General features: G+C 69.6%; 17 protein-coding genes and 1 pseudogene. 7 read left to right on the top strand and 11 right to left on the bottom strand.

From position 1 onward, the window contains the following. Positions 1 to 100 precede the first annotated feature (100 nt). Entirely contained in the window at positions 101 to 976 is an 876-nt protein-coding gene (locus ACZ4O3_RS07820; protein WP_362713641.1) for a LysR family transcriptional regulator, read from the top strand. An 85-nt stretch (positions 977 to 1,061) separates the two neighbouring features. Here ACZ4O3_RS07820 and ACZ4O3_RS07815 read toward each other — a convergent pair whose 3' ends face one another. Next, positions 1,062 to 1,877: an SAM-dependent methyltransferase gene (locus tag ACZ4O3_RS07815; RefSeq protein ID WP_467721582.1), complete on the bottom strand. Its 816-nt coding sequence runs from the start codon at positions 1,875 to 1,877 to the stop codon at positions 1,062 to 1,064. A gap of 939 nt (positions 1,878 to 2,816) precedes the next feature. Between ACZ4O3_RS07815 and ACZ4O3_RS07810 the strand changes: the two genes are divergently transcribed. After that, positions 2,817 to 2,999 (top strand): hypothetical protein, encoded by a 183-nt coding sequence (locus ACZ4O3_RS07810; protein ID WP_467721581.1) that lies wholly within the window; start codon positions 2,817 to 2,819, stop codon positions 2,997 to 2,999. Between the two features lie 137 nt (positions 3,000 to 3,136). Then, on the top strand, positions 3,137 to 3,799 hold the full coding sequence (locus tag ACZ4O3_RS07805; RefSeq protein ID WP_467721580.1) for a deoxynucleoside kinase: 663 nt from the start codon (positions 3,137 to 3,139) through the stop codon (positions 3,797 to 3,799). Between the two features lie 147 nt (positions 3,800 to 3,946). Here the strand turns inward: ACZ4O3_RS07805 and ACZ4O3_RS07800 are convergent, their stop codons facing one another. Then, positions 3,947 to 4,696 (bottom strand): SDR family oxidoreductase, encoded by a 750-nt coding sequence (locus ACZ4O3_RS07800; RefSeq protein WP_467721579.1) that lies wholly within the window; start codon positions 4,694 to 4,696, stop codon positions 3,947 to 3,949. A 143-nt stretch (positions 4,697 to 4,839) separates the two neighbouring features. Continuing rightward, the gene (locus ACZ4O3_RS07795; RefSeq protein ID WP_362713650.1) at positions 4,840 to 5,304 is read right to left on the bottom strand and encodes a cupin domain-containing protein; all 465 of its coding nucleotides are present in this window, start codon (positions 5,302 to 5,304) and stop codon (positions 4,840 to 4,842) included. Positions 5,305 to 5,826: 522 nt separating this feature from the next. Here ACZ4O3_RS07795 and ACZ4O3_RS07790 point away from each other — a divergent pair. From ACZ4O3_RS07790 to ACZ4O3_RS07775, 4 genes and pseudogenes are all read left to right on the top strand, one after another. Beyond that, positions 5,827 to 6,477 (top strand): type III effector protein, encoded by a 651-nt coding sequence (locus ACZ4O3_RS07790; protein WP_467721578.1) that lies wholly within the window; start codon positions 5,827 to 5,829, stop codon positions 6,475 to 6,477. A gap of 136 nt (positions 6,478 to 6,613) precedes the next feature. Beyond that, positions 6,614 to 8,530, top strand: coding sequence for a molecular chaperone HtpG (htpG, locus tag ACZ4O3_RS07785; RefSeq protein ID WP_467721577.1), 1,917 nt, complete (start codon positions 6,614 to 6,616; stop codon positions 8,528 to 8,530). Between the two features lie 58 nt (positions 8,531 to 8,588). Beyond that, positions 8,589 to 9,099: pseudogene (locus ACZ4O3_RS07780) on the top strand (MBL fold metallo-hydrolase); the annotation flags it as partial. A gap of 122 nt (positions 9,100 to 9,221) precedes the next feature. Beyond that, a complete protein-coding gene (locus ACZ4O3_RS07775; RefSeq protein ID WP_467721576.1) occupies positions 9,222 to 9,890 on the top strand; it encodes a Type 1 glutamine amidotransferase-like domain-containing protein in 669 nt (222 codons plus the stop codon). Positions 9,891 to 9,936: 46 nt separating this feature from the next. Here the strand turns inward: ACZ4O3_RS07775 and ACZ4O3_RS07770 are convergent, their stop codons facing one another. From ACZ4O3_RS07770 to ACZ4O3_RS07735, 8 genes are all read right to left on the bottom strand, one after another. Continuing rightward, positions 9,937 to 10,218, bottom strand: a complete 282-nt coding sequence (locus ACZ4O3_RS07770; RefSeq protein WP_362713657.1) for a hypothetical protein — start codon at positions 10,216 to 10,218, stop codon at positions 9,937 to 9,939. A gap of 355 nt (positions 10,219 to 10,573) precedes the next feature. Beyond that, positions 10,574 to 10,984, bottom strand: a complete 411-nt coding sequence (locus ACZ4O3_RS07765; RefSeq protein ID WP_384990138.1) for a cupin domain-containing protein — start codon at positions 10,982 to 10,984, stop codon at positions 10,574 to 10,576. Between the two features lie 103 nt (positions 10,985 to 11,087). After that, positions 11,088 to 11,546: a hypothetical protein gene (locus tag ACZ4O3_RS07760; protein ID WP_362713659.1), complete on the bottom strand. Its 459-nt coding sequence runs from the start codon at positions 11,544 to 11,546 to the stop codon at positions 11,088 to 11,090. A gap of 317 nt (positions 11,547 to 11,863) precedes the next feature. After that, a complete protein-coding gene (locus ACZ4O3_RS07755) occupies positions 11,864 to 13,450 on the bottom strand; it encodes a GMC family oxidoreductase N-terminal domain-containing protein (RefSeq protein ID WP_467721575.1) in 1,587 nt (528 codons plus the stop codon). After that, a complete protein-coding gene (locus ACZ4O3_RS07750) occupies positions 13,447 to 14,103 on the bottom strand; it encodes a DUF5987 family protein (RefSeq protein WP_362713663.1) in 657 nt (218 codons plus the stop codon). Before ACZ4O3_RS07750 ends, ACZ4O3_RS07755 begins: the two co-directional genes overlap by 4 nt. Positions 14,104 to 14,109: 6 nt before the next feature. Continuing rightward, positions 14,110 to 14,808 (bottom strand): hypothetical protein, encoded by a 699-nt coding sequence (locus ACZ4O3_RS07745; protein WP_467721574.1) that lies wholly within the window; start codon positions 14,806 to 14,808, stop codon positions 14,110 to 14,112. 291 nt (positions 14,809 to 15,099) lie between these two features. After that, positions 15,100 to 16,494 carry a hypothetical protein gene (locus tag ACZ4O3_RS07740; RefSeq protein ID WP_467721573.1) on the bottom strand — a complete coding sequence of 465 codons (1,395 nt, stop codon included), beginning with the start codon at positions 16,492 to 16,494 and terminating at the stop codon, positions 15,100 to 15,102. Continuing rightward, positions 16,491 to 17,246, bottom strand: coding sequence for a FadR/GntR family transcriptional regulator (locus ACZ4O3_RS07735; RefSeq protein ID WP_467721572.1), 756 nt, complete (start codon positions 17,244 to 17,246; stop codon positions 16,491 to 16,493). Before ACZ4O3_RS07735 ends, ACZ4O3_RS07740 begins: the two co-directional genes overlap by 4 nt. Positions 17,247 to 17,592 lie beyond the last annotated feature (346 nt).

The raw sequence follows: 17,592 nt of genomic DNA, 5'->3' as shown, positions 1-17,592 counted from the left end.
CACGTCGCTCTTTCAGTCAAGGCCCACGGCGGCATGACCGTCCAAGACCGGTTCGGCAACCTGATCATTCCGAAAAGGCATGGCGCGTTACGCTGGCGATGTGAACGATCTCGGACAGGATCTGGAACTGCGACTCGTGCGCTACTTCACCGTGGTGGCCGCGCACCAGCACTTCGGCCGGGCGGCCACCGAACTGCATGTGGCCCAGCCGGCGCTGAGCCGCCAGATCCAGCGGCTCGAGAAGTACCTCGGCGTACGACTGCTGGACCGCGTACCCCAGGGCACCCGGCTCACCGCGGCCGGCCAGAGGTTCCTCCCTCAGGCCCGAGCCCTGCTGCGGGCAGCTCGCCAGGCCGAGCTGGCCGTACGCGAACAAGCCGAGACCGGACGAATCAGCATCGGCTACGTCGAAGACCTGGTGATCACTGCCGTCGTACGGGAACTGCGCCGCCGTCACCCGGACGCCGAGATCACCACCCGGTACCTGAGCTGCCGCGACGTCGGTGCGCTGCCCGACAAGCACGTCGACGCCCTCATCGCGCGGGCCCCGCTGCCGCTCCCCACCGACGACGTGGTCACCTCCCCGCTGTACGAGGAGCCCCGGATGCTCGTGGTCCAGCGCGGCCATCCCCTGGCCGGCCGCACGTCGGTGACCGCGGAAGAACTGGCCGGCGAAGAGGCGGCGCCCTGTGCGTTCGAGACCGCGGACTGGACTTCCTACCGGATCCTCGGGGCCGGTGTGCCGCCGATCGAGAGCTATGAGGACAAGCTCGAACTCGTCGCGAGTGGCAGGGCGATCGCCGTGCTCCCGGTCGGCGACCGGCGCAGCTCACTGCGTCCCAACCTCGTGACCGTCCCGGTCGAGGGCGCTCCTCCCAGCCAGGTCGTCCTGGCCAGCCGCAGGGGCGACCTGAATCCGATGATCAGGAATCTCCGGCTGGCGGCCGAGGCCGTGCACACGTCTCCGGCAGCCTGACCCGACCGGCCGGCCGCACCCCACCTGACCGGCACACCGGGCCGCCCTCCCCCACGACTCCGTTACAAGATCGCCCGTACACTGCCTAGCGCTTGATGCCTACGCCCGCCAGCAGACTGATCTGGGCGTCCGTGGGCTCCGTGCCATCGGCCGGTCCGGCAGGCCGCCAGCGCTGGCAGCACACGATGCCGGGCTCGATCAGGTCGAGTCCGTCGAAGAAACGGCGCACGTCGCTGTGGGAACGGAATTGCACGGGTGCCCCGGACTTGGTGTAGACCTCCGCGACCTTGTTCCAGGTATCGGGATCGAAGTCAGGCGTGCAGTGGTTCATTGCGAGGGCGCTGCCGACCGGAAGCGGGTCGAGCAGCCGGTGGATGATGGCGTACGGGTCGTGCGGGTCGGTGATGAAGTGCATGAGCGCGTTGAGGGAGAGCGCGACGGGCTGGTCGAAGTCCAGGACGCCCGCGTCCTGTACGGCGCGCATCAGCGCGTCGGGGTCTCTGACGTCGGCCTCGACGTAGGCCGTACGTCCCTGCTTCGTGCTGCGCATGAGGCGTTCGGCGTACTTCAGGACGAGGGGGTCGTTGTCGGCGTACACGACGCGGGCATCGGTCGCGACGGACTGGGCGACCTGGTGCAGGTTCGGTTCGGTCGGGATGCCCGTGCCGATGTCGAGCCACTGGCGGATGCCGTGCTCCTGCGCGAGGACACGGGTGGCACGGTGCATGAACGCCCGGTTCTCGCGGGCTGTCACATAGATGCCGGGGTGGGCGGTGGCGGCGACCAGGGCCGCTTCCTTGTCTATCTCGAAGTGGTCCTTCCCGCCCAGGAAGTAGTCGTACATCCGGGCCGAGTGCGCCTTGCTCGTGTCGAGTTCCCGGCCGGCCTGACTGGTGGTCATGTTCTCCCCTTCGTGCGTGTACGTATGTCAGCCCGCAGGCCAGGAACGGGACCCCACTGCAGTCCCTGCCGTTCACCGCCCGTCACCCTGCGGCCACGGCGGAACGGTCGCCGACGAGCGGGCTCGTCACGGCGAACGGCCCGCGGTCCGGTCCGCCGCACAAGCGCTTCGTATCCCGTGGCCCAGGCCGGACGACGCGAGCCGCACGCACTGCAGCCGATGCCCGCGCATCTCACGAACGGCCGTCGGTGCGTTGCTGCTGGAACGGGGACCAGTCACGCCCAACCTCCTGGGGAGCTGCCAACGACCCTACCTGCAGAACGACTTGACGTCGTCACCAAGGTGATAACCGCGTTGCTGAAATTATCAGGGCAAAGGCGCAGTCTGTCACCGCCACGGAAGGGGTGCGAGACCGGCCGAGCCGAGGGGAGCGGCGACGGCCGGCCTCCGTCCAGCATCCCGCTCGTTCGCGTCCTGCCGTTCCGACCCGGCGCACAGCAGGGCCGAGCACGCCTCAGCGGTGCCTGACGGTGGGGCGGGCGCCCGGTTGCCGGGGCCCCGCGGTCGCCGCTTTCGCAGCCGCTCGAAGGACACAGTCGGCCGGCGCCGCACAAGCGCGCCGCTCCCGCTCATCTCCGACCACCCCGACGCCGTCCTCTCCCCGGTACGGCCTGCCGCGTTCCACCTGGCAGGCGCATTACCAGAACGCTACGGCAGGCGCACGGGCCACGGCACGTCGTGGTACGGCAGCAATCCCCACGGGTGAACCGGGGTTGACGACAGCCTGGAGGAGGTTGGCGCCAAAGGCGCCTGAAGGCTCTCGGCGATGACGCCGCGGCTCGAAGATCTCTCGACTGCTCACCTTCGCCGGCCCGGTTCAGCGTGGAAGCTTGTCCCCGTCCGGTGCCGTGCTGTCTCCCGCCTGCCCGGAGGCCGCCGATGACGCACGCCTACCTGGGCGAACTCCAGGACGGCCTGCTGCCTGCCGAACCGTCGGCCGCCGCCGACCCCCGCCAACAACTTCTCGCGATCTTCGACTGGGACTGCCACACCGCGGACGGTGCGTTGCGCGGCTGCCCACTCCTCGACGCCCGGCCCCAGCCCGCCGAAGCGGCCTCCTGACCGCCGGTGCGCACTGGTCGTCCTGGCCTGGAACGGCCACCGAGGGGTGCCTTTGTGCCTCTGCGGTGCCTCGTGGTTTTGTTGAGGGTCGTCGGCGGACCCCGCTCGCGGCCATGAGACCCCTGGGGAAGTGAGGCATGTCGGTGATCGTCGTCGGAGGCATGATCGGGATCGGCAAGACGAGCGTCGCCGAACTGCTCGCCAAGGAGCTGGGCAGCAAGGTCTTCTACGAAAGCGTGGACGACAACCCGATCCTTCCGCTGTTCTACACAGCGAGCCCCGAGGAGATCCGGGCACAGCGCTATCCCTTCCTGCTTCAGCTGTACTTCCTGCGGACCCGTTTCGCCTCGATCAAGGAGGCGTACAAGCAGAACGACAACGTTCTCGACCGGTCCATCTACGAGGACTGGTACTTCGCCAAGGTCAATCACGACCTGGGCAGGATCAGCGCCCTGGAGATGCAGGTGTACGAGGGGCTGCTCGACGAGATGATGCGCGAGATCGAGGACCTGCCCTACCGCAAGGCACCCGATCTCATGGTCTATCTGACGGCAAGCTTCGACACGGTGATGAGTCGCATCGGGCTGCGGGGCCGCAATTTCGAGCAGGACGACGCTCTCGTCGAGTATTACCGGGCGCTGTGGTCCGGCTACGACGAGTGGGTACACACGCATTACTCGGCCAGTGAAGTTCTGATCATCGACATGAACAACACCGACGTGGTCAACAACCCGGAGGACGCGGCCCGCGTGAGCCGACAGGTCCGCGACACCCTCGCGGAGGCCGGGCGCCACGCCTGAAGCTGTTCGTACAGGTGTGAGCAGCTGTGCGAGGACGACGCGGCCGTACTCGCGCAGGGCCATGGCCGCCGCACGCGTCGCCGAGCCGGACGCCCCGGGCGCCGCGAGGCCGCCCTCCGGGCGACGACGGGAATGGTCAGACGGGCCCTATGACACCGGAGGTCCGCTGGTGAGCCAGTCGGAATAGTGCACGGCTCCGATGCGGGCTCCTGGCGGGGCGATGATGGCGGTTTCGGGGACGGCGCCGAACAGACCCGCCGACTCGTCGACCACGACGGTGCGTTCGTCACCGCGCGCCCGCAGAGTGATGCGGCCCAGTTCGTCCAGCGGGAAGACGTCGGGTCCGGCGACGTCGACGATGCCGTTGACGGGTGTGCCGGTCGCCACGTCGGCCAGCGTGCCGACGGCGTCGTCCACGGCGATCGGCTGCAGCCGGGTCGTGGGGAGGCGAACCACGTCACCGTCGCTGGTCCACGACATGATGGGCTCGACGAACTCCATGAACTGCGTGGCCCGTACGACCGAGGAGGGGATCGGGCCCGACCTGACCAGGTCCTCCTGCGAGATCTTGGCCGTGTAGTAGTCGACTCCCGGTACCCGGTCGATCCCTACGATCGACAGCAGGACGATGTGGCCGACGCCCGCCCTTCCGGCGGCGTCGAGAAGATTCTGCGTGGTGCTGCGGAAGAACGGGGAGGCGGCCGCGTCGAAGGACGGCGCGTCGATCGTGAGCACGACGACGTCGACGGAGCGGAGCGCATCCGGCAGTCCCGCGCCGGTCAGCAGGTCGAGACCCGTGGACCTGCCGTGGGACGTCGTCTCGTGCCCCGTCGATCGCAGCCTTTCCACGAGTCTCGTACCGACGAAACCGGTGCCACCGATCACGGCTGTCTTCATTCTTGTGCCCCCTGGTGGAGTGACCTGTGATCCCGACCGTAGGTCGGCACGGTCGCGGTTGCCGCCAGGGCTACGCCATGTGGGGCCGGGCCTCGCCCCGTTGCTCCTCAGCAGCCGCATCGGCGCCCGTCGTCCGCTCCGGACTACGACCCCGGGTCGTCCGACTTGAGGCTGTCCCCGGTGTTGGAGACGAAGACGACCAGGAGCCTCGCCGCCTTGGTCTGGCTGGTGTTCTCGGTCAGGAGGTGATGGGCGCCCGGCTGCTCGGCCCAGTTCTGCCCCTGGTGGTAGGTGGTCACCGGCTTGCCGTCGAGCTGACTGCGCACCGTGCCTTCGAGGACGTAGGCGTAGACGAACGCCTGCCCGTGCCGGTGCGGCGCGGCGCGTGCGTCGGGCGGGAGGTCGACGATCGCCGCGGTGAACGTCTTGCCCTTCACCTGCGGAAGAGCCTGCTGGAGCAGCGGTTCGAGGCGATCGGCGGGGCGTGTCGATGCCGCGGCCACCGGTGCTTCCTCAGCCCGTGCACTCGGATCCAGGCCTGCGCAGGCGGTGGCCGTGGCCAGCGTGGCGACTGCCAGCAGGCCACCGGCGATCCGTGGTCCGATCATGATCGGTCTCCTGTCCGGTCTGCGGTGACGTTGATGATCGTTCGCCGAGGGTGCGGCCGACGCGGGCGGACGCGGAGGGCGACCGACCTACGACCGGCAGCGCCCCCGCTTGTGCTCGCGGACATGAACACCTCCGGCGGGTCCCGAGCATTTCCAGCTTAGGAGCCCCGCCACGGCCCGGCATCGGCAGTAGCTGTGAGCCGGGCCCTCCGTCCGATCGACCCGACGCGCCATTCTGACCTGCGACATCGTCCCGTGCCCTTCGGAGGAGCCGTCGTCTCCGTCGCCGTCCGTGGCGCCGGCGAGGGCTACCCGGCCGCGAGCACTACGTCGTGACGGGGGGAGAGCCTCAGTGACATCGCGTATGAGATCGTCCTCCGGCTCAGTGGACAGAGCCGTCCGTCGCGGTGGCCGGCGGCGACATCGAGTCGACCCACCGCTGGCGGCAGGGACGCTAACATGTCATCCGATGGACGACAGGTGTGATGTCGTCGATGTGACGACCACCCGAGGAAGGTGACCATGACCGCAGCCGACCAGCCGTCCTCGACCAGCACCGACGGCCACGGCCCGGCCTCCTTTCTTGCCGCCGCCGCGGCCCTCGCCGCCATAGACGACGCGCTGCGCGAGGCCCGGCGCGAGAACCATGACTCCGTCGGCCCCGGCCCCGAGCAGGCGCTGGCCTCGCTCATGCTGCTTCGGCAGGTGCGTGAGCAACTCGCCGGCTGGGAGACCGGCCTGATCGAAACCGCCCGCGAGGCGGGCGCCAGTTGGGCCGACCTCGCGCGTCCCCTCGGCGTCGCCAGCCGCCAGGCCGCCGAACGCCGATACCTGCGAGGCCGCCCCGGTACCGCCGGCACCACCGGTGAGCAACGCGTGACGGCCACCCGCCAGGCCAGGGCCGCCGAGCGCGCCGCTGTCACCTGGGCCCGCGCCAACGCCGCCGACCTGCGTCGTCTGGCTGGACAGATCACCGCGCTCGCTCACCTCGCGCCCGAAGCGCGCCCGGTTCAGGACGCTCTGCATGTCGCCCTCGGGGCCACCGATGCCGCCGAACTCCTTGCCCCTCTCTCTGACATGCGCCCCCACCTCAACGCCCACCATGCCGACCTCGTCACACGCCTGGACGCCGTCGACGACGGGATCCGGGAGACGGCAACCGACGATGCCTGATTCCCGTCACAGAGAGTCGTCGAAGGGGGGACGGGTCGGTCCGCCTCCGATCACACCGACGGCGGGAAGCGGTTCGCCTCCGCCTGGTCCATTCATCTCCTTCCCTCAGACATGACATTCCACAGAGAGGTCCCACATGAGCAGCAGCGTCGAGACGCTGGAATTCCAGGCCGAGACACGCCAGTTGCTCCGGCTGGTGATTCACTCGATCTACTCCAACAAGGACATCTTCCTTCGCGAGCTGATCTCGAACGCCTCCGACGCACTGGACAAACTGCGGCTGGAATCACTGACCGACTCCAGCCTCGTCGAGGACAGCACCGACCTGCACATCTCGTTGGAGGTCGACACGGACGCCCGCACACTGACCGTCCGTGACAACGGGATCGGCATGAGCCGGGACGATCTCGTCGACCTGATCGGCACGATCGCCAAGTCAGGCACCGCCGACCTGCTGGAGAAGCTCAAGGAGTCCAAGGACGCCGCCACCGCCGAGAACCTGATCGGGCAGTTCGGCGTCGGCTTCTACTCGGCGTTCATGGTTGCCGACAAGGTCACCCTGCGGACCCGGAGGGCCGGCACCGACTCCGGCACCCAATGGGAGTCCGACGGCGAGGGCGCCTACACCATCCAGGCCGTCGACGGTCTGCCCGTGGGCACCTCGGTCACCCTGCACCTCAAGGCCGCCGACAGCGAGGACGGGCTCGCCGACTATCTGTCCGGGTCGAAGCTCCGTCAGATCGTCAAGCAGTACTCGGACTTCATCCGCTGGCCGATCCGGATGGCCACCGAGCGTACCGACGCCGAGGGCGCGACCACCCACGACGTGGACACCCTCAACTCGATGAAGGCCCTGTGGGCCCGGCCGCGCACCGAGGTGACCGAGGACGAGTACCACGAGTTCTACCAGCAGATCAGTCACGACTGGATGGCCCCGGCCGAGACGATCCACATGCGGGCCGAAGGCACCTTCGAGTACGAGGCGCTGCTGTTCATTCCCTCGCAGGCGCCCTTCGACCTGTATTCCCGTGAGACCAGGCGCGGCGTGCAGCTGTACGTCAAGCGGGTGTTCATCATGGACGACTGTGAAGCGCTCATGCCCCACTACCTGCGCTTCGTCAAGGGAGTCGTGGACGCCCACGACCTGTCGCTGAACGTCTCCCGCGAGATCCTCCAGCACGACCGCCAGATCCGCGGCGTGCGCCGGCGCCTGACGAAGAAGGTCCTCGGTGCCATCAAGGACATGCAGTCCAAGGATGCCGAGCGCTACGCGAACGTGTGGTCACAGTTCGGCCGGGCGCTGAAGGAAGGCCTCATCGAGGACACCGACAACACCGCAACCCTGCTCGAACTGGTGTCGGCCGCCTCGACTCAGGACGCGGAGAAGACCACCACGCTGCGCGAGTACGTCGAGCGCATGAAAGACGGACAGGACGCCATCTACTACCTGACCGGCGAGACCCGCGCGATGGTGGAGAACTCCCCGCACATGGAGGCCTTCGCCGCCAAGGGGTACGAGGTCCTGATCCTCACCGACCCCGTCGACGAGGTGTGGGTGGACCAGGTCCCGGACTTCGAGGGCCATCGCCTGCAGTCCATCGCCAAGGGCCAGGTCGACCTCGACGACTCCGCCGACGGGGACCAGGACGCCGACGCCGACAAGGCCCAGCTCGAGCAGGACTTCGCCGCCCTGCTGCCGTGGCTGACCACCGCCCTGTCCGAGCAGGTCAAGGAGGTTCGCCTGTCGTCACGCCTGACGACCTCGGCGGCATGCATCGTCGGTGACGCTCACGACATGACGCCGACCCTGGAGAAGATGTACCGAGCGATGGGACAGCAACTCCCCACCGTCAAGAGGATCCTGGAACTCAACCCCGCACACCCGCTGATCACCACCCTGCGCACCGCGCACGACGCCAACCCGGCCGACCCCGCCCTCGCTGAGATCGCCGAGCTGATCTACGGCAGCGCGCTGCTCGCCGAAGGGGGCGACCTGCCCGACCCGGCCCGCTTCACCCGGCTGCTCACCGACCGGCTGACCCGCACTCTCTGACCGTGGTGCGGCCGAGCGCGAGGGAGGCGCCCGGCCGCACCAGCCTCTCCTCACCGCCCTCACCACCCCCGGTGGCGCACAGCGCCTGGAGGAGAGCGCCAAGGGCCGGGCCGACTGGGGGTCCGTCGAGCCGGACCGGCCCGACGGCGGCACGATCACCGTGACCCGCGTCCCCGCCGTCCACGGCCCCGGCCCGCGTGAGGAGGTCGAGCCGATCACCGGCCAGGTCGTCGGCTTCGTCCTGACCGGAGAGGGGCTGCCGACCGTCTGCGTCAGCGGCGACAACGCCTCCCTCGACGCGGTCAAGGAGATCGCCGAGCGCTTCGGCCCCCATGGACACCGGCCTCCTGTTCGCCGGAGCCCCCCGCTTCCCCACGCTCTTCGACAACCAGCTGATCGTCCTGAGCAGCGCCCAGGCCGCCGAGGCCGCCCGACTCCTCGGCGCCCGCCGCGTGGTCCCCGTCCGCTACGACAGCTGTGCCCACTTCGCCGAAGGCCACGACGAACTGGCGGCCGCGTTCACCGCCGCCGGTCTCGCCGACCGCCTCGGCTGGGGCCGGCGAGGCTGACCTTCGCCGCCCGGCCAGACAACAGGTCCTCCGGGAAGTTCGCCGATGAGGCCGATGAGTTCGCGCACTCTCCGGGGTCTTCAACGCGGCAGGCAACTCCCGCTCGCGCAGGTGGAGGCATTGTGAGGCTCTTGCTCACGTCAGGCGGCGTCACGAACCCGAGCATCCACTCGGCGCTCGTGCAGCTTCTCGGCAAACCGGTCTCGGAGTGCCATGCTCTTTGCATCCCGACAGCACAGTGGGGGCACCCCATGTGCGGTCCGGCATCGGTGCGGGGCTTCGTAGCCGCCGAGCCCAGGTGGCAGCACATGTCCGGCCTGGGCTGGGCATCGCTCGGCGTCGTCGAGCTCACCGCACTGCCCACCATCGGACCGCAGCGATGGATCCCCTGGATCCAGGCGGCCGACGTGCTCCTGGTCGACGGCGGCGACGCCACCTACCTGTGCCACTGGATGCGGGAGTCCGGGCTGGCCGATCTCCTGCCTTCGCTGCCCGACATGGTCTGGGTGGGGGTCAGCGCCGGCAGCATGGTGATGACTCCGGGGATCGGGAAGTACTTCGCCGAGTGGCCGCCGGCGCCGGACGACCGCACCCTGGGAGTCGTCGACTTCTCGATCTTCCCGCACCTGGACGCATGGCCGGGGAACATGCTGGCTGATGCGGAGCGGTGGGCGGCCGACATCGGCTGCCCCGCCTACGCCATCGACGAACAGACGGCCATCAAGGTCGTCGACGGAACTGTCGAGGTGATCTCCGAAGGGCAATGGACGAAGTTCGGGACATCATGCTGACTCACCGGAGTGCTGCTGAGGTCATGCCTCCAGGGACTGGAGAACCTCAGCGGTCGTAGTGGGTCGGCGGAAACGGTTTGCGATCCTTCCGCGGGGCTGGGCTCGACCGCAGTTCGCCTGTGCCGGCCTGGCGATCGACCTCCGCTGCGGCTTCCTCGTACTGCGCGCCGGCAGACTCCGGCGCGTCCACGGGCAACCCGACATCGCGCCGGTCCTCCTCGGTACGCCGCTCCAGCTCCGTCTCGTCGGGCCGGCGGGGCATGCCGCGTCCGTGGTCGATGTCCGGATCTCCCTCGACCTGCCGGTTGGCCTTGTGGTGATGCACCATGGTCTTCTCCTTGAGGTGAGTACCGGGTGCGGGGGTGCGACCGGGTCTTCCCGCGACAGGTGGGCACCAGATTCAGACTGGCGACCGTGACCGATGTGGCAGAAATTGTCCGTTCCCGCCCCACTTTATATGGCTGACGGCGCACCTTCTCGCTCAGCTGCCTCCTCGCCCGGACCACTCCATCACGGCCACCCTCGCGCGCTGGACAGAGGTCTGGCCCGTCACACCATGGATGGGGATGACGGGCCAGACGTACATCACACTGCGCGAACACCAGCCACGGTCGGCTCCGGCCGGCAAGGCTGTCTCGGACGGCGTCCTGGTCTGCCGGAGGGGGCCGCAATACCGGTGGCCGTCAGGGCTGGGCGACCCGCAGATGCCGTCGTTCGGCCAGTTCCTCCGCGCTGACCACGGTCAGAACCGGAGTGCCAGGAGGCGCGAACATGGTCACCACCATCTGCGACTGCGCGTCCTGAAGGTTGTTGGCGCCCTGGTAGTGGATCACGTCGCCCCCGGGCTCGAAAAGGGCGTCGCCCGCCTTGAGTACCCGGGGCGGCTGTCCCTCCAGCTCGAAGAGGACCTCGCCCTGGGTCACGTAGCCGAAGATCGGTCCGGGGTGCCGGTGCGGGGGCGCACCGGGATCACCGGGCTTCAGGGTGATCCGGACGGTCCTGGCCTCGGCGGCGGCGGGGATCCCGGCCGCCGCGTCCGGCCGGATCGCAATGATTTCAACCCCGGGGGGCAGGTGCGCGTGGTCGGCACTCATGGATTCCTCCCAATGGAAAACGTCATGAGCAAAGACCGGACGGCCTCCCCGTCTGTGACAGACCGACGTGGCGAACCTGTCCGCAGAAGTCCCTTGGCCTTGTTCAGGCGTCCGGGGCACCCTCCGAGTCCGGCTGGAAGGTGCTCGACGCTGCCATGGCGACGAACAGCGGCATCTTGTACAGCGAAGGAGGCTCGCCCGCCAGCCCCAGTCGCTGCCAGGCCAGCCTGGCCGAGATCTTCAGCACCCGGCGCGCGCGCAGCACGAGCAGACAGGCGAGGGGCAGTTCCACCAGCACAGCCGAAGCGAGGCTCTCCCACACGTCGCCTCCCCCCAGGTTCAGGGAGATGTCGAACCAGGCATCGCAGACCAGGAGTGTGGCCGCGACGAACGACATCGGAATCAGAGCCTGCCGTCTCAGCCAGACCGCCGCCCCCGCGCCGACCAGCGAGACGAGCAGCATGATGTCGAAGCCCACCCACACCATGGGCCAGTAACGGGCCTCGAAGCGATGGGGCAGTGAGACGGCCAGGTAGACGGTCCAGGGCACGAGCACACACACGCACAACGCCAATTGCCCCACCGCCCTTCGATGACGGCGGCGCAACGTGGAACCGTCCGGTAGGAATGCCCTGATCCTCTGGACCGCCGAGTCGGCGGGGTCGTGCTGCTCGCTCAACGTTGCCTGTCCCTGCTGTCGGCTCCGGGTGGGCCGCTCCCGGGCCGACGCCGTCGATGACCGCACGGTTGCTCGCCTCGCACGGCCGCACACGGGCATCAGGCCGGGCCGGGCCCGGAAACCGGTGGATCGTCCCCTGATAGTACGGTGCGCTCATATTCCGTCGGCAACCGGATGCGGCACCCTGCCCTCCCCCGGTTCTATCGTCCGGGCAGCGGGACACCCCCTGTCATCGTCACTCCGGCCTCGGCGGCGCGGGTCGCGATCCCGGCGGTGGCACGTTCGGCCAGCGCGGCGATGGTCAGGGACGGGTTGACGGTGAGCGAGGCGGGAACAGCCGAGCCGTCCGTGACGAACAGGCCCCGGTATCCTCGGAGTTCGTGCTTGTCGTCGAGGGCACTGGTGGTCGGGTCGTCGCCGATGCGGGCGGACCCGAGCGGGTGGGCCGTGACCGTACCGGCCAGGGCCTCGGTCCACGGACGGACCCGGGACAGACCGTCCTTCTCCAGGATTCCGCGGAGCGCCGTGTCCGCCCGGTCCCATGCCTGGCGGGTTCGCGTGGTGGGGTGGAAGGACATCGTGCCCTGCCCGAGACCGGGTGCCAGGCGGATGAAGCTCCCGGTGGGAGGGACGACTCCGAAGCTGCCTTCGTTGTCGTCCTCGGTCATGGCGAGCAGGGTGAGCCACGACGGCCAACGGGCCCGCATCTGCCGCTTGTCCACGCCGAACCAGCCTGGTGTGCCGGTCGCCTGGGCGAGGACGTTGGTCAGGGGCGGGAAGTAGATCTGCTGGAGCATGAACCGGCTGTACTCCGGTGCGGACGGATCCAGGTAGTCGTACGTGGCGGAGGTGATCGGCCGGCCGATCGGCAGCCCCTGGTAGACCGTCCCGTCGGGGCGGGAGAGTCCGAGCAGCGACCCCGCCCTGCTCTCGTCGACGTCGGCGACGCTGACGTGGTCGCCGTTGCCGGAGAAGTAGCGGCCGACAGCACCCGGGATACCGCCGAGCAGCGGGGAGGACCGCTGGAGGATCACCGGCGTGCCCACCGCGCCCGCCGCCAGCACCACGACCTTGGCGTGGATGATCCCCACGCTCGCGGTGCAGGTGTAGTCGTCGGGGTCGAGGACGGTGTAGGCGACCGCGTAGCGGTAGCCGGACTCCAGGGAGGGGGTGATCAGCTGAACCTCGTGGAGTGGCCGGACGACCGCGCCATGGGCTTCCGCCGCGGGAAGATAGTTGAGCAGCATGGAGCGCTTTGCGTCGAACGCACAGCCCGACAGCATCCAGTTGCAGTTGGTGCAGGTCGCGGTGTCCACCGCCACCGGAACCGGATTACAGGTGTGCCCGGCCCGCCGGCAGGCGGCCGCCAGCACCCCGCCCGCGTAGGAGACGTCCGACCAGCCGGTGCGGGCGACCGGCAGTGCCTGCTCCACGCGGTCGTACCAGGGGTCGAGCGTGGCACGGCTGATGGACGCCGGCCACATCCGCCGTCCGATGCCGCCGTGGCGTTCGAAGGCGTACGACGGCGCCCGGAGGGAGGCGGCGAAGTAGACGACGCTGCCGCCGCCCACGCAGTTGCCCGCGACCACCGAGACGCCGTCGCCGCGGATGACATCGACGATCTTGTTGTAGGTTCCCAGGCGCATGGAGTGGCTGAACTGCTCCGCACCCCAGCGGGGTCCGCGCTCAAGGACGGTGACGCGTGCTCCGCCCGCGGCCATGTAGTAGGCGGGGATGGCCCCACCGAAGCCGCTGCCGATCACCAGAACGTCCGTGGTCTCGGTCATGTCGGGCTCCCGGAAGGGGTCGTGGCGGGGTGGAGCGCCGCGAGCGCGCGGCCGTAGGAGAAGTCCCCGAACCGCCACAGGCCGTCCGGGTCCGGCTTGGGAAACCTCAGCCAGGTCAGGCCTGGATGGCCCTGGGCCAGCGCGGCGGCCGTGTCGGACTGCCCGGCGGTGTCGAACGCGATGCCGACGATCAGGCTCATCACCTGCCAGACCGGCTCGTCGATGTCGCCCGAGCCGAACAGGCCGCTGACCAGGTTGGTCCGATGCGAGAAGGACAGGTCGACGAAGGGCGGCCGGCTCGGTGACAGCCAGATCAGCCGGACCGCCGCATAGGCGACGGCACGGGCGTCGAGGAGGGCCGCGATCTCCGGCAGCAGCGGGGCCAGCGGCAACTGGGGTGAGTTCAGGACGTCGATGACGCCCGCCTGGACGGCGCCCGGACCGGTGACCGCTCCGGCACACACCTGGTCACCCTGGAACCGGTGCTCACCGGGGATGAGGGTGTCGGCGAAGGCCCCCAGGGTCTGCGTCGTCCAGCTCTCGGAAGCATGCGCCGCGGCGGCCGCCGGGGTGGCGGTGAGCCCCCCGGTGGCCAACACGGCGACCGATGCGGTGAGCGCCTTGAGGATCGCTCGTCGGTCGACGGTGGACATGGCCGGTCAGCCGATCAGCGCGCAGCCGAGGTCGTACGGCAGCGCCACCGTCAGACCGGTCTCTCCGGCCTCCTGGCCGTATTCGGACAGCGCGTCGGCGAGGTTGTCGAAGTCCGAGGCGCGCAGGGCGGCGACGGCGTCGCCGACGCCCACCGTCCGGCCGTCGACGCTGAAGTGGGTCAGGCGGGCGCCGGCCCGGCGGGCGGTCCTGTCCCACCAGTACTGGCCGTCCCACGCCACGTACGGTACGGCGCCGTGGGTGGCCTGCACGCTCCAGTGGTCCTTCTGGTAGTAGCGGCAGGTCAGCATGGTGATGGCGAAGCGGGAGGGCTCGGCGACCAGGAAGCGCAGGGCTCCACCGTCGTCGAAGGTGATGTCGCGCTTGCTGTACTCCACGCACAGCGGGTTCGTGAACATCAGCCACAGGGGCGGCTGTTCACCCTCGCCGAAGTCGTGCCAGGTGCACGTGGCCGCGAAGCCCGGCTCGGTGAAGGGCCCGACCGGAGGCGCGTCGGAGGACGTCCGGACCGCGGAGGTGCTCGCGGCCTGGGCCGCACGGACGGCGGTGGCCGATCCCGCGGGTGCGGCGGGTGCGGCGGATGCGGCGGATGCGTCATGACTCGGGAGCAGCGCGGCACAGAACGCGAGGGCCAGCGCGAAGCCGGCCGCGGTCGTACGCAGGTGCACAGGGGAGACAGGGGACACAGGACCTCCTGGACGCGGAAACGGGTGGTGTCGCTCGGGAGAGGCCGCCGATGGCGGGTATCCGGCAGCCCGAGGACGGGGCGCTCTGCTCAGGAGCAGAGGTGGAAGGCGTGAGCCGACCGGGTCACGATGACGACGACACGTGTCCCGGCACGGGCGAAGTGGGGACGGCCGGCTCTTCGCCGGCGTCGGTGGGAACCGGACGTCCCCATGGCCTGCCCCCGCCCAGCCGCGCTCGAGGCGGAGAGCCGGGCGACCGCGCGTCCGCCGAGGCGCGGGGATCTCGATGGTTCATCGGTCGCCGACCTCAGCGTGCGCGGAACCCGACAGCCGCCATTCGGCTTCCCGCCGCCATCTTCCCCACCAGCGCTCCAGGCTGACCACCGTGTCCGCCCTCTCGCTGTTGCGGCAGACCGCGGCGGAGCCGTCGGGGTCGGTGTAGCCGAGCGTCAGTGTCCGGTCGGGCGGCTGGGTGACCGTCACCTTGATGCGTCGCAGGCCCGCCCTGCCCTCGACCCGCCACTCGGGCAGGCCGAGGTCCGCGCGGAACCGGCCGATGCCCGCCCAGCCCACGGCGGAGCGTTCCGCGCGCCGGGGCCATTGACGGCCGTTTCGGTGCAGGCGCAGGAAGACCAGGGGCGGCAGCCTGTCGAGTCCGCGTCGCATGGACACCGCGGCAACGATCTCCAGGACGTCACCGCCACCCAGGTCGGCGTGGAGCCAGGCCCAGCGGCGGGCGTTGCCATGGCCGTAGATGCGGGCGTCGGCCCCCGGAACATGGTCCAGTCGCAGCTCACCGGCGCCGTACCGGATGGTTCCGCTGTAGCGGGAGCGGCCGGCGGGGAGCATGTGCGACGCCGGAAGCCAGGGGCGTCGCCAGGACCAGCGGGGAAACGTGTACAGCGGCGGGCCCTCGGGGCTCTCGGTGAGCGCCCAGGTGAACGTGCCCGCGGAGCCCGTGAGTTGCCCGGGTCGGACGCTGATGTCCTCGGCGGTGAAGCCTTCCGGATGCCCCGTCCACGGTACGGGGCCGAAGCGTGCGTGTTCGACGTGGCCGTCCTTGGGGAAGACGGCGATCCAGCCGTGCGCGTAGGCGGCGGAACCGTCGGAGGGCGCCACCAGTTCGTGGTGCAGCCAGACCCCGCTGTCGGTGACCGGATCGGTCAGGGTCGTGTACCAGACCTCGGTCCGCCCCGGTGTGCCGTCCCAGCGCGACGTCAGATGTCTGTCGGCGGAGGACGCGCCGGCGCGCGGGAAGCGGAAGCTCGCGAGGAAGGGCAGCAGACCGGTGACGAGGGGGAAGCGCAGCGTCCCCTCGCCCACGCGGTCACCGTTCTCGTACAGGGTGTACGGCAGTACGGTCAGCGAGGCGATCGGACGCCTGGGCGACATCGACTTGCGTCCGACCAGAGTGAGGCGGCGGCCTTCCATGGCGAAGGTGATCCGGTAGCGGATCCAGTCGCGCGAACGGGGCGCGGTCTCCAGTTCGCCCACGGCTTCGGTGTCGTCGGCGCGTCCCGCCACGCGTACGCGTGCGGTCACCTGCGCCCGCGTCGTGCGATGAGGCAGCGGCACCATGTCGGCACGGACCAGCAGGTCCAGCCGGACGGCGCGGTCGCGGTCCTCGTCGGCCAGACGCACACGGCCCAGCAGGGTCTCGCTGAACATCGTTCCGCGTGAGGTCACAGGGCACCTTCCCGGCGTCGGCGGGAGCGTGCCAGCCCGTCGAGCATCATGGCTTCCGTTGCCGACAGATAGTCGCCCGCGGCGGCGCGTGCCGCCTCCCGGTCGCCGGCGGCCACGGCCTCGACGACCGGAGCCAGGCGGTCACGAGCGGCCCAGGGATCCTCGAAGGGCCCGACCAGCGCTCCGCGCACCGGCAGATAGGCGTTGAACAGGGTGTTGGTCAGCAGGACGTACACCCGGTTGCCCGTCGCCCGGGCCAGCGCACGGTGCACCTCGACATCCGCCAGCTGCACGGGCTCCCCGCCCGCCGCGTCCCCTACGGCCGCCGACAGCAGGCGCAGTTCGGTGACTTGGACTGCCGTGGCACGGGTCGCCGCGCGTTCCGCGATCAACATGCCGACGGAACGGCGGACTTCGAAGATCTCACCGATCCAGTCGGGACTGTGGAGCACCAGCATCGGCAGGAGGTCCGCCCCGCCCACGCGCAGGAAGTCCCTGACCCGGGTCCCCACTCCGTGGCGCGTCTCCAGGAGGCCGGCGTGCGTCAGTCGCCCGAAGGCGTGCTTGAGGGAGGTGCGGGTGACCCCGAATCCGTCGGCGAGTTCACGTTCGGGAGGCAGATAGCTTCCGGCGGGATGACGCTCGGCGAGGATGTCCTCGCGCAGTCGCTTCTCCAGCGCGTCGACGATCGTCTCGCGTGGCAGTGCCTCCACCTCGGCTCCCGGTGATTGGTGGTTCAGTGGCTGAGCCACTGAACCACCGTCGATGACACGGCGTCAATAACTCTGACCGGGACAGCGACGAGACCGTTGACCGAGGGGCAGCGGGGCTGCGGGAGGACCGGAACCCTCCCACAGCCCCGCTCACCGATGCGGGCTGGGCCACCCGGCGCCGTCGGCAGACCTTCACGTACCAGACGCCGGTCCAGCCCTCGTATCTCCCCTATCCGCAGAGCGTGATGGGCACCTTGGGGCCCCGCTTGAAGAAGTCCGAGCGACGACCGGCGCCGTCCTGCCCGCACAAGCGCCCGCCGGCCCAGGACATGGTCGCGCGGGCGGCGTTCGCCGCGATTGTCCGTCAAGCGGATCCTGTCGAGGG

The sequence above is a fragment of the Streptomyces sp. NPDC026515 genome (genome assembly GCF_055567595.1).
The sequence above is the reverse complement of the archived record's forward strand: the minus strand, read 5'-3'. Positions and strand labels throughout refer to the sequence as shown.

What these genes read in the sequence shown, in the direction of transcription:
- ACZ4O3_RS07815 (WP_467721582.1), bottom strand. Translation starts at nt 1,877, where the DNA reads ATGACCACCAGTCAGGCCGGCCGGGAACTCGACACGAGCAAGGCGCAC.
- ACZ4O3_RS07810 (WP_467721581.1), top strand. Translation starts at nt 2,817, where the DNA reads ATGACGCACGCCTACCTGGGCGAACTCCAGGACGGCCTGCTGCCTGCC.
- ACZ4O3_RS07805 (WP_467721580.1), top strand. Translation starts at nt 3,137, where the DNA reads ATGTCGGTGATCGTCGTCGGAGGCATGATCGGGATCGGCAAGACGAGC.
- ACZ4O3_RS07800 (WP_467721579.1), bottom strand. Translation starts at nt 4,696, where the DNA reads ATGAAGACAGCCGTGATCGGTGGCACCGGTTTCGTCGGTACGAGACTC.
- ACZ4O3_RS07795 (WP_362713650.1), bottom strand. Translation starts at nt 5,304, where the DNA reads ATGATCGGACCACGGATCGCCGGTGGCCTGCTGGCAGTCGCCACGCTG.
- ACZ4O3_RS07790 (WP_467721578.1), top strand. Translation starts at nt 5,827, where the DNA reads ATGACCGCAGCCGACCAGCCGTCCTCGACCAGCACCGACGGCCACGGC.
- htpG (WP_467721577.1), top strand. Translation starts at nt 6,614, where the DNA reads ATGAGCAGCAGCGTCGAGACGCTGGAATTCCAGGCCGAGACACGCCAG.
- ACZ4O3_RS07770 (WP_362713657.1), bottom strand. Translation starts at nt 10,218, where the DNA reads ATGGTGCATCACCACAAGGCCAACCGGCAGGTCGAGGGAGATCCGGAC.
- ACZ4O3_RS07765 (WP_384990138.1), bottom strand. Translation starts at nt 10,984, where the DNA reads ATGAGTGCCGACCACGCGCACCTGCCCCCCGGGGTTGAAATCATTGCG.
- ACZ4O3_RS07755 (WP_467721575.1), bottom strand. Translation starts at nt 13,450, where the DNA reads ATGACCGAGACCACGGACGTTCTGGTGATCGGCAGCGGCTTCGGTGGG.
- ACZ4O3_RS07750 (WP_362713663.1), bottom strand. Translation starts at nt 14,103, where the DNA reads ATGTCCACCGTCGACCGACGAGCGATCCTCAAGGCGCTCACCGCATCG.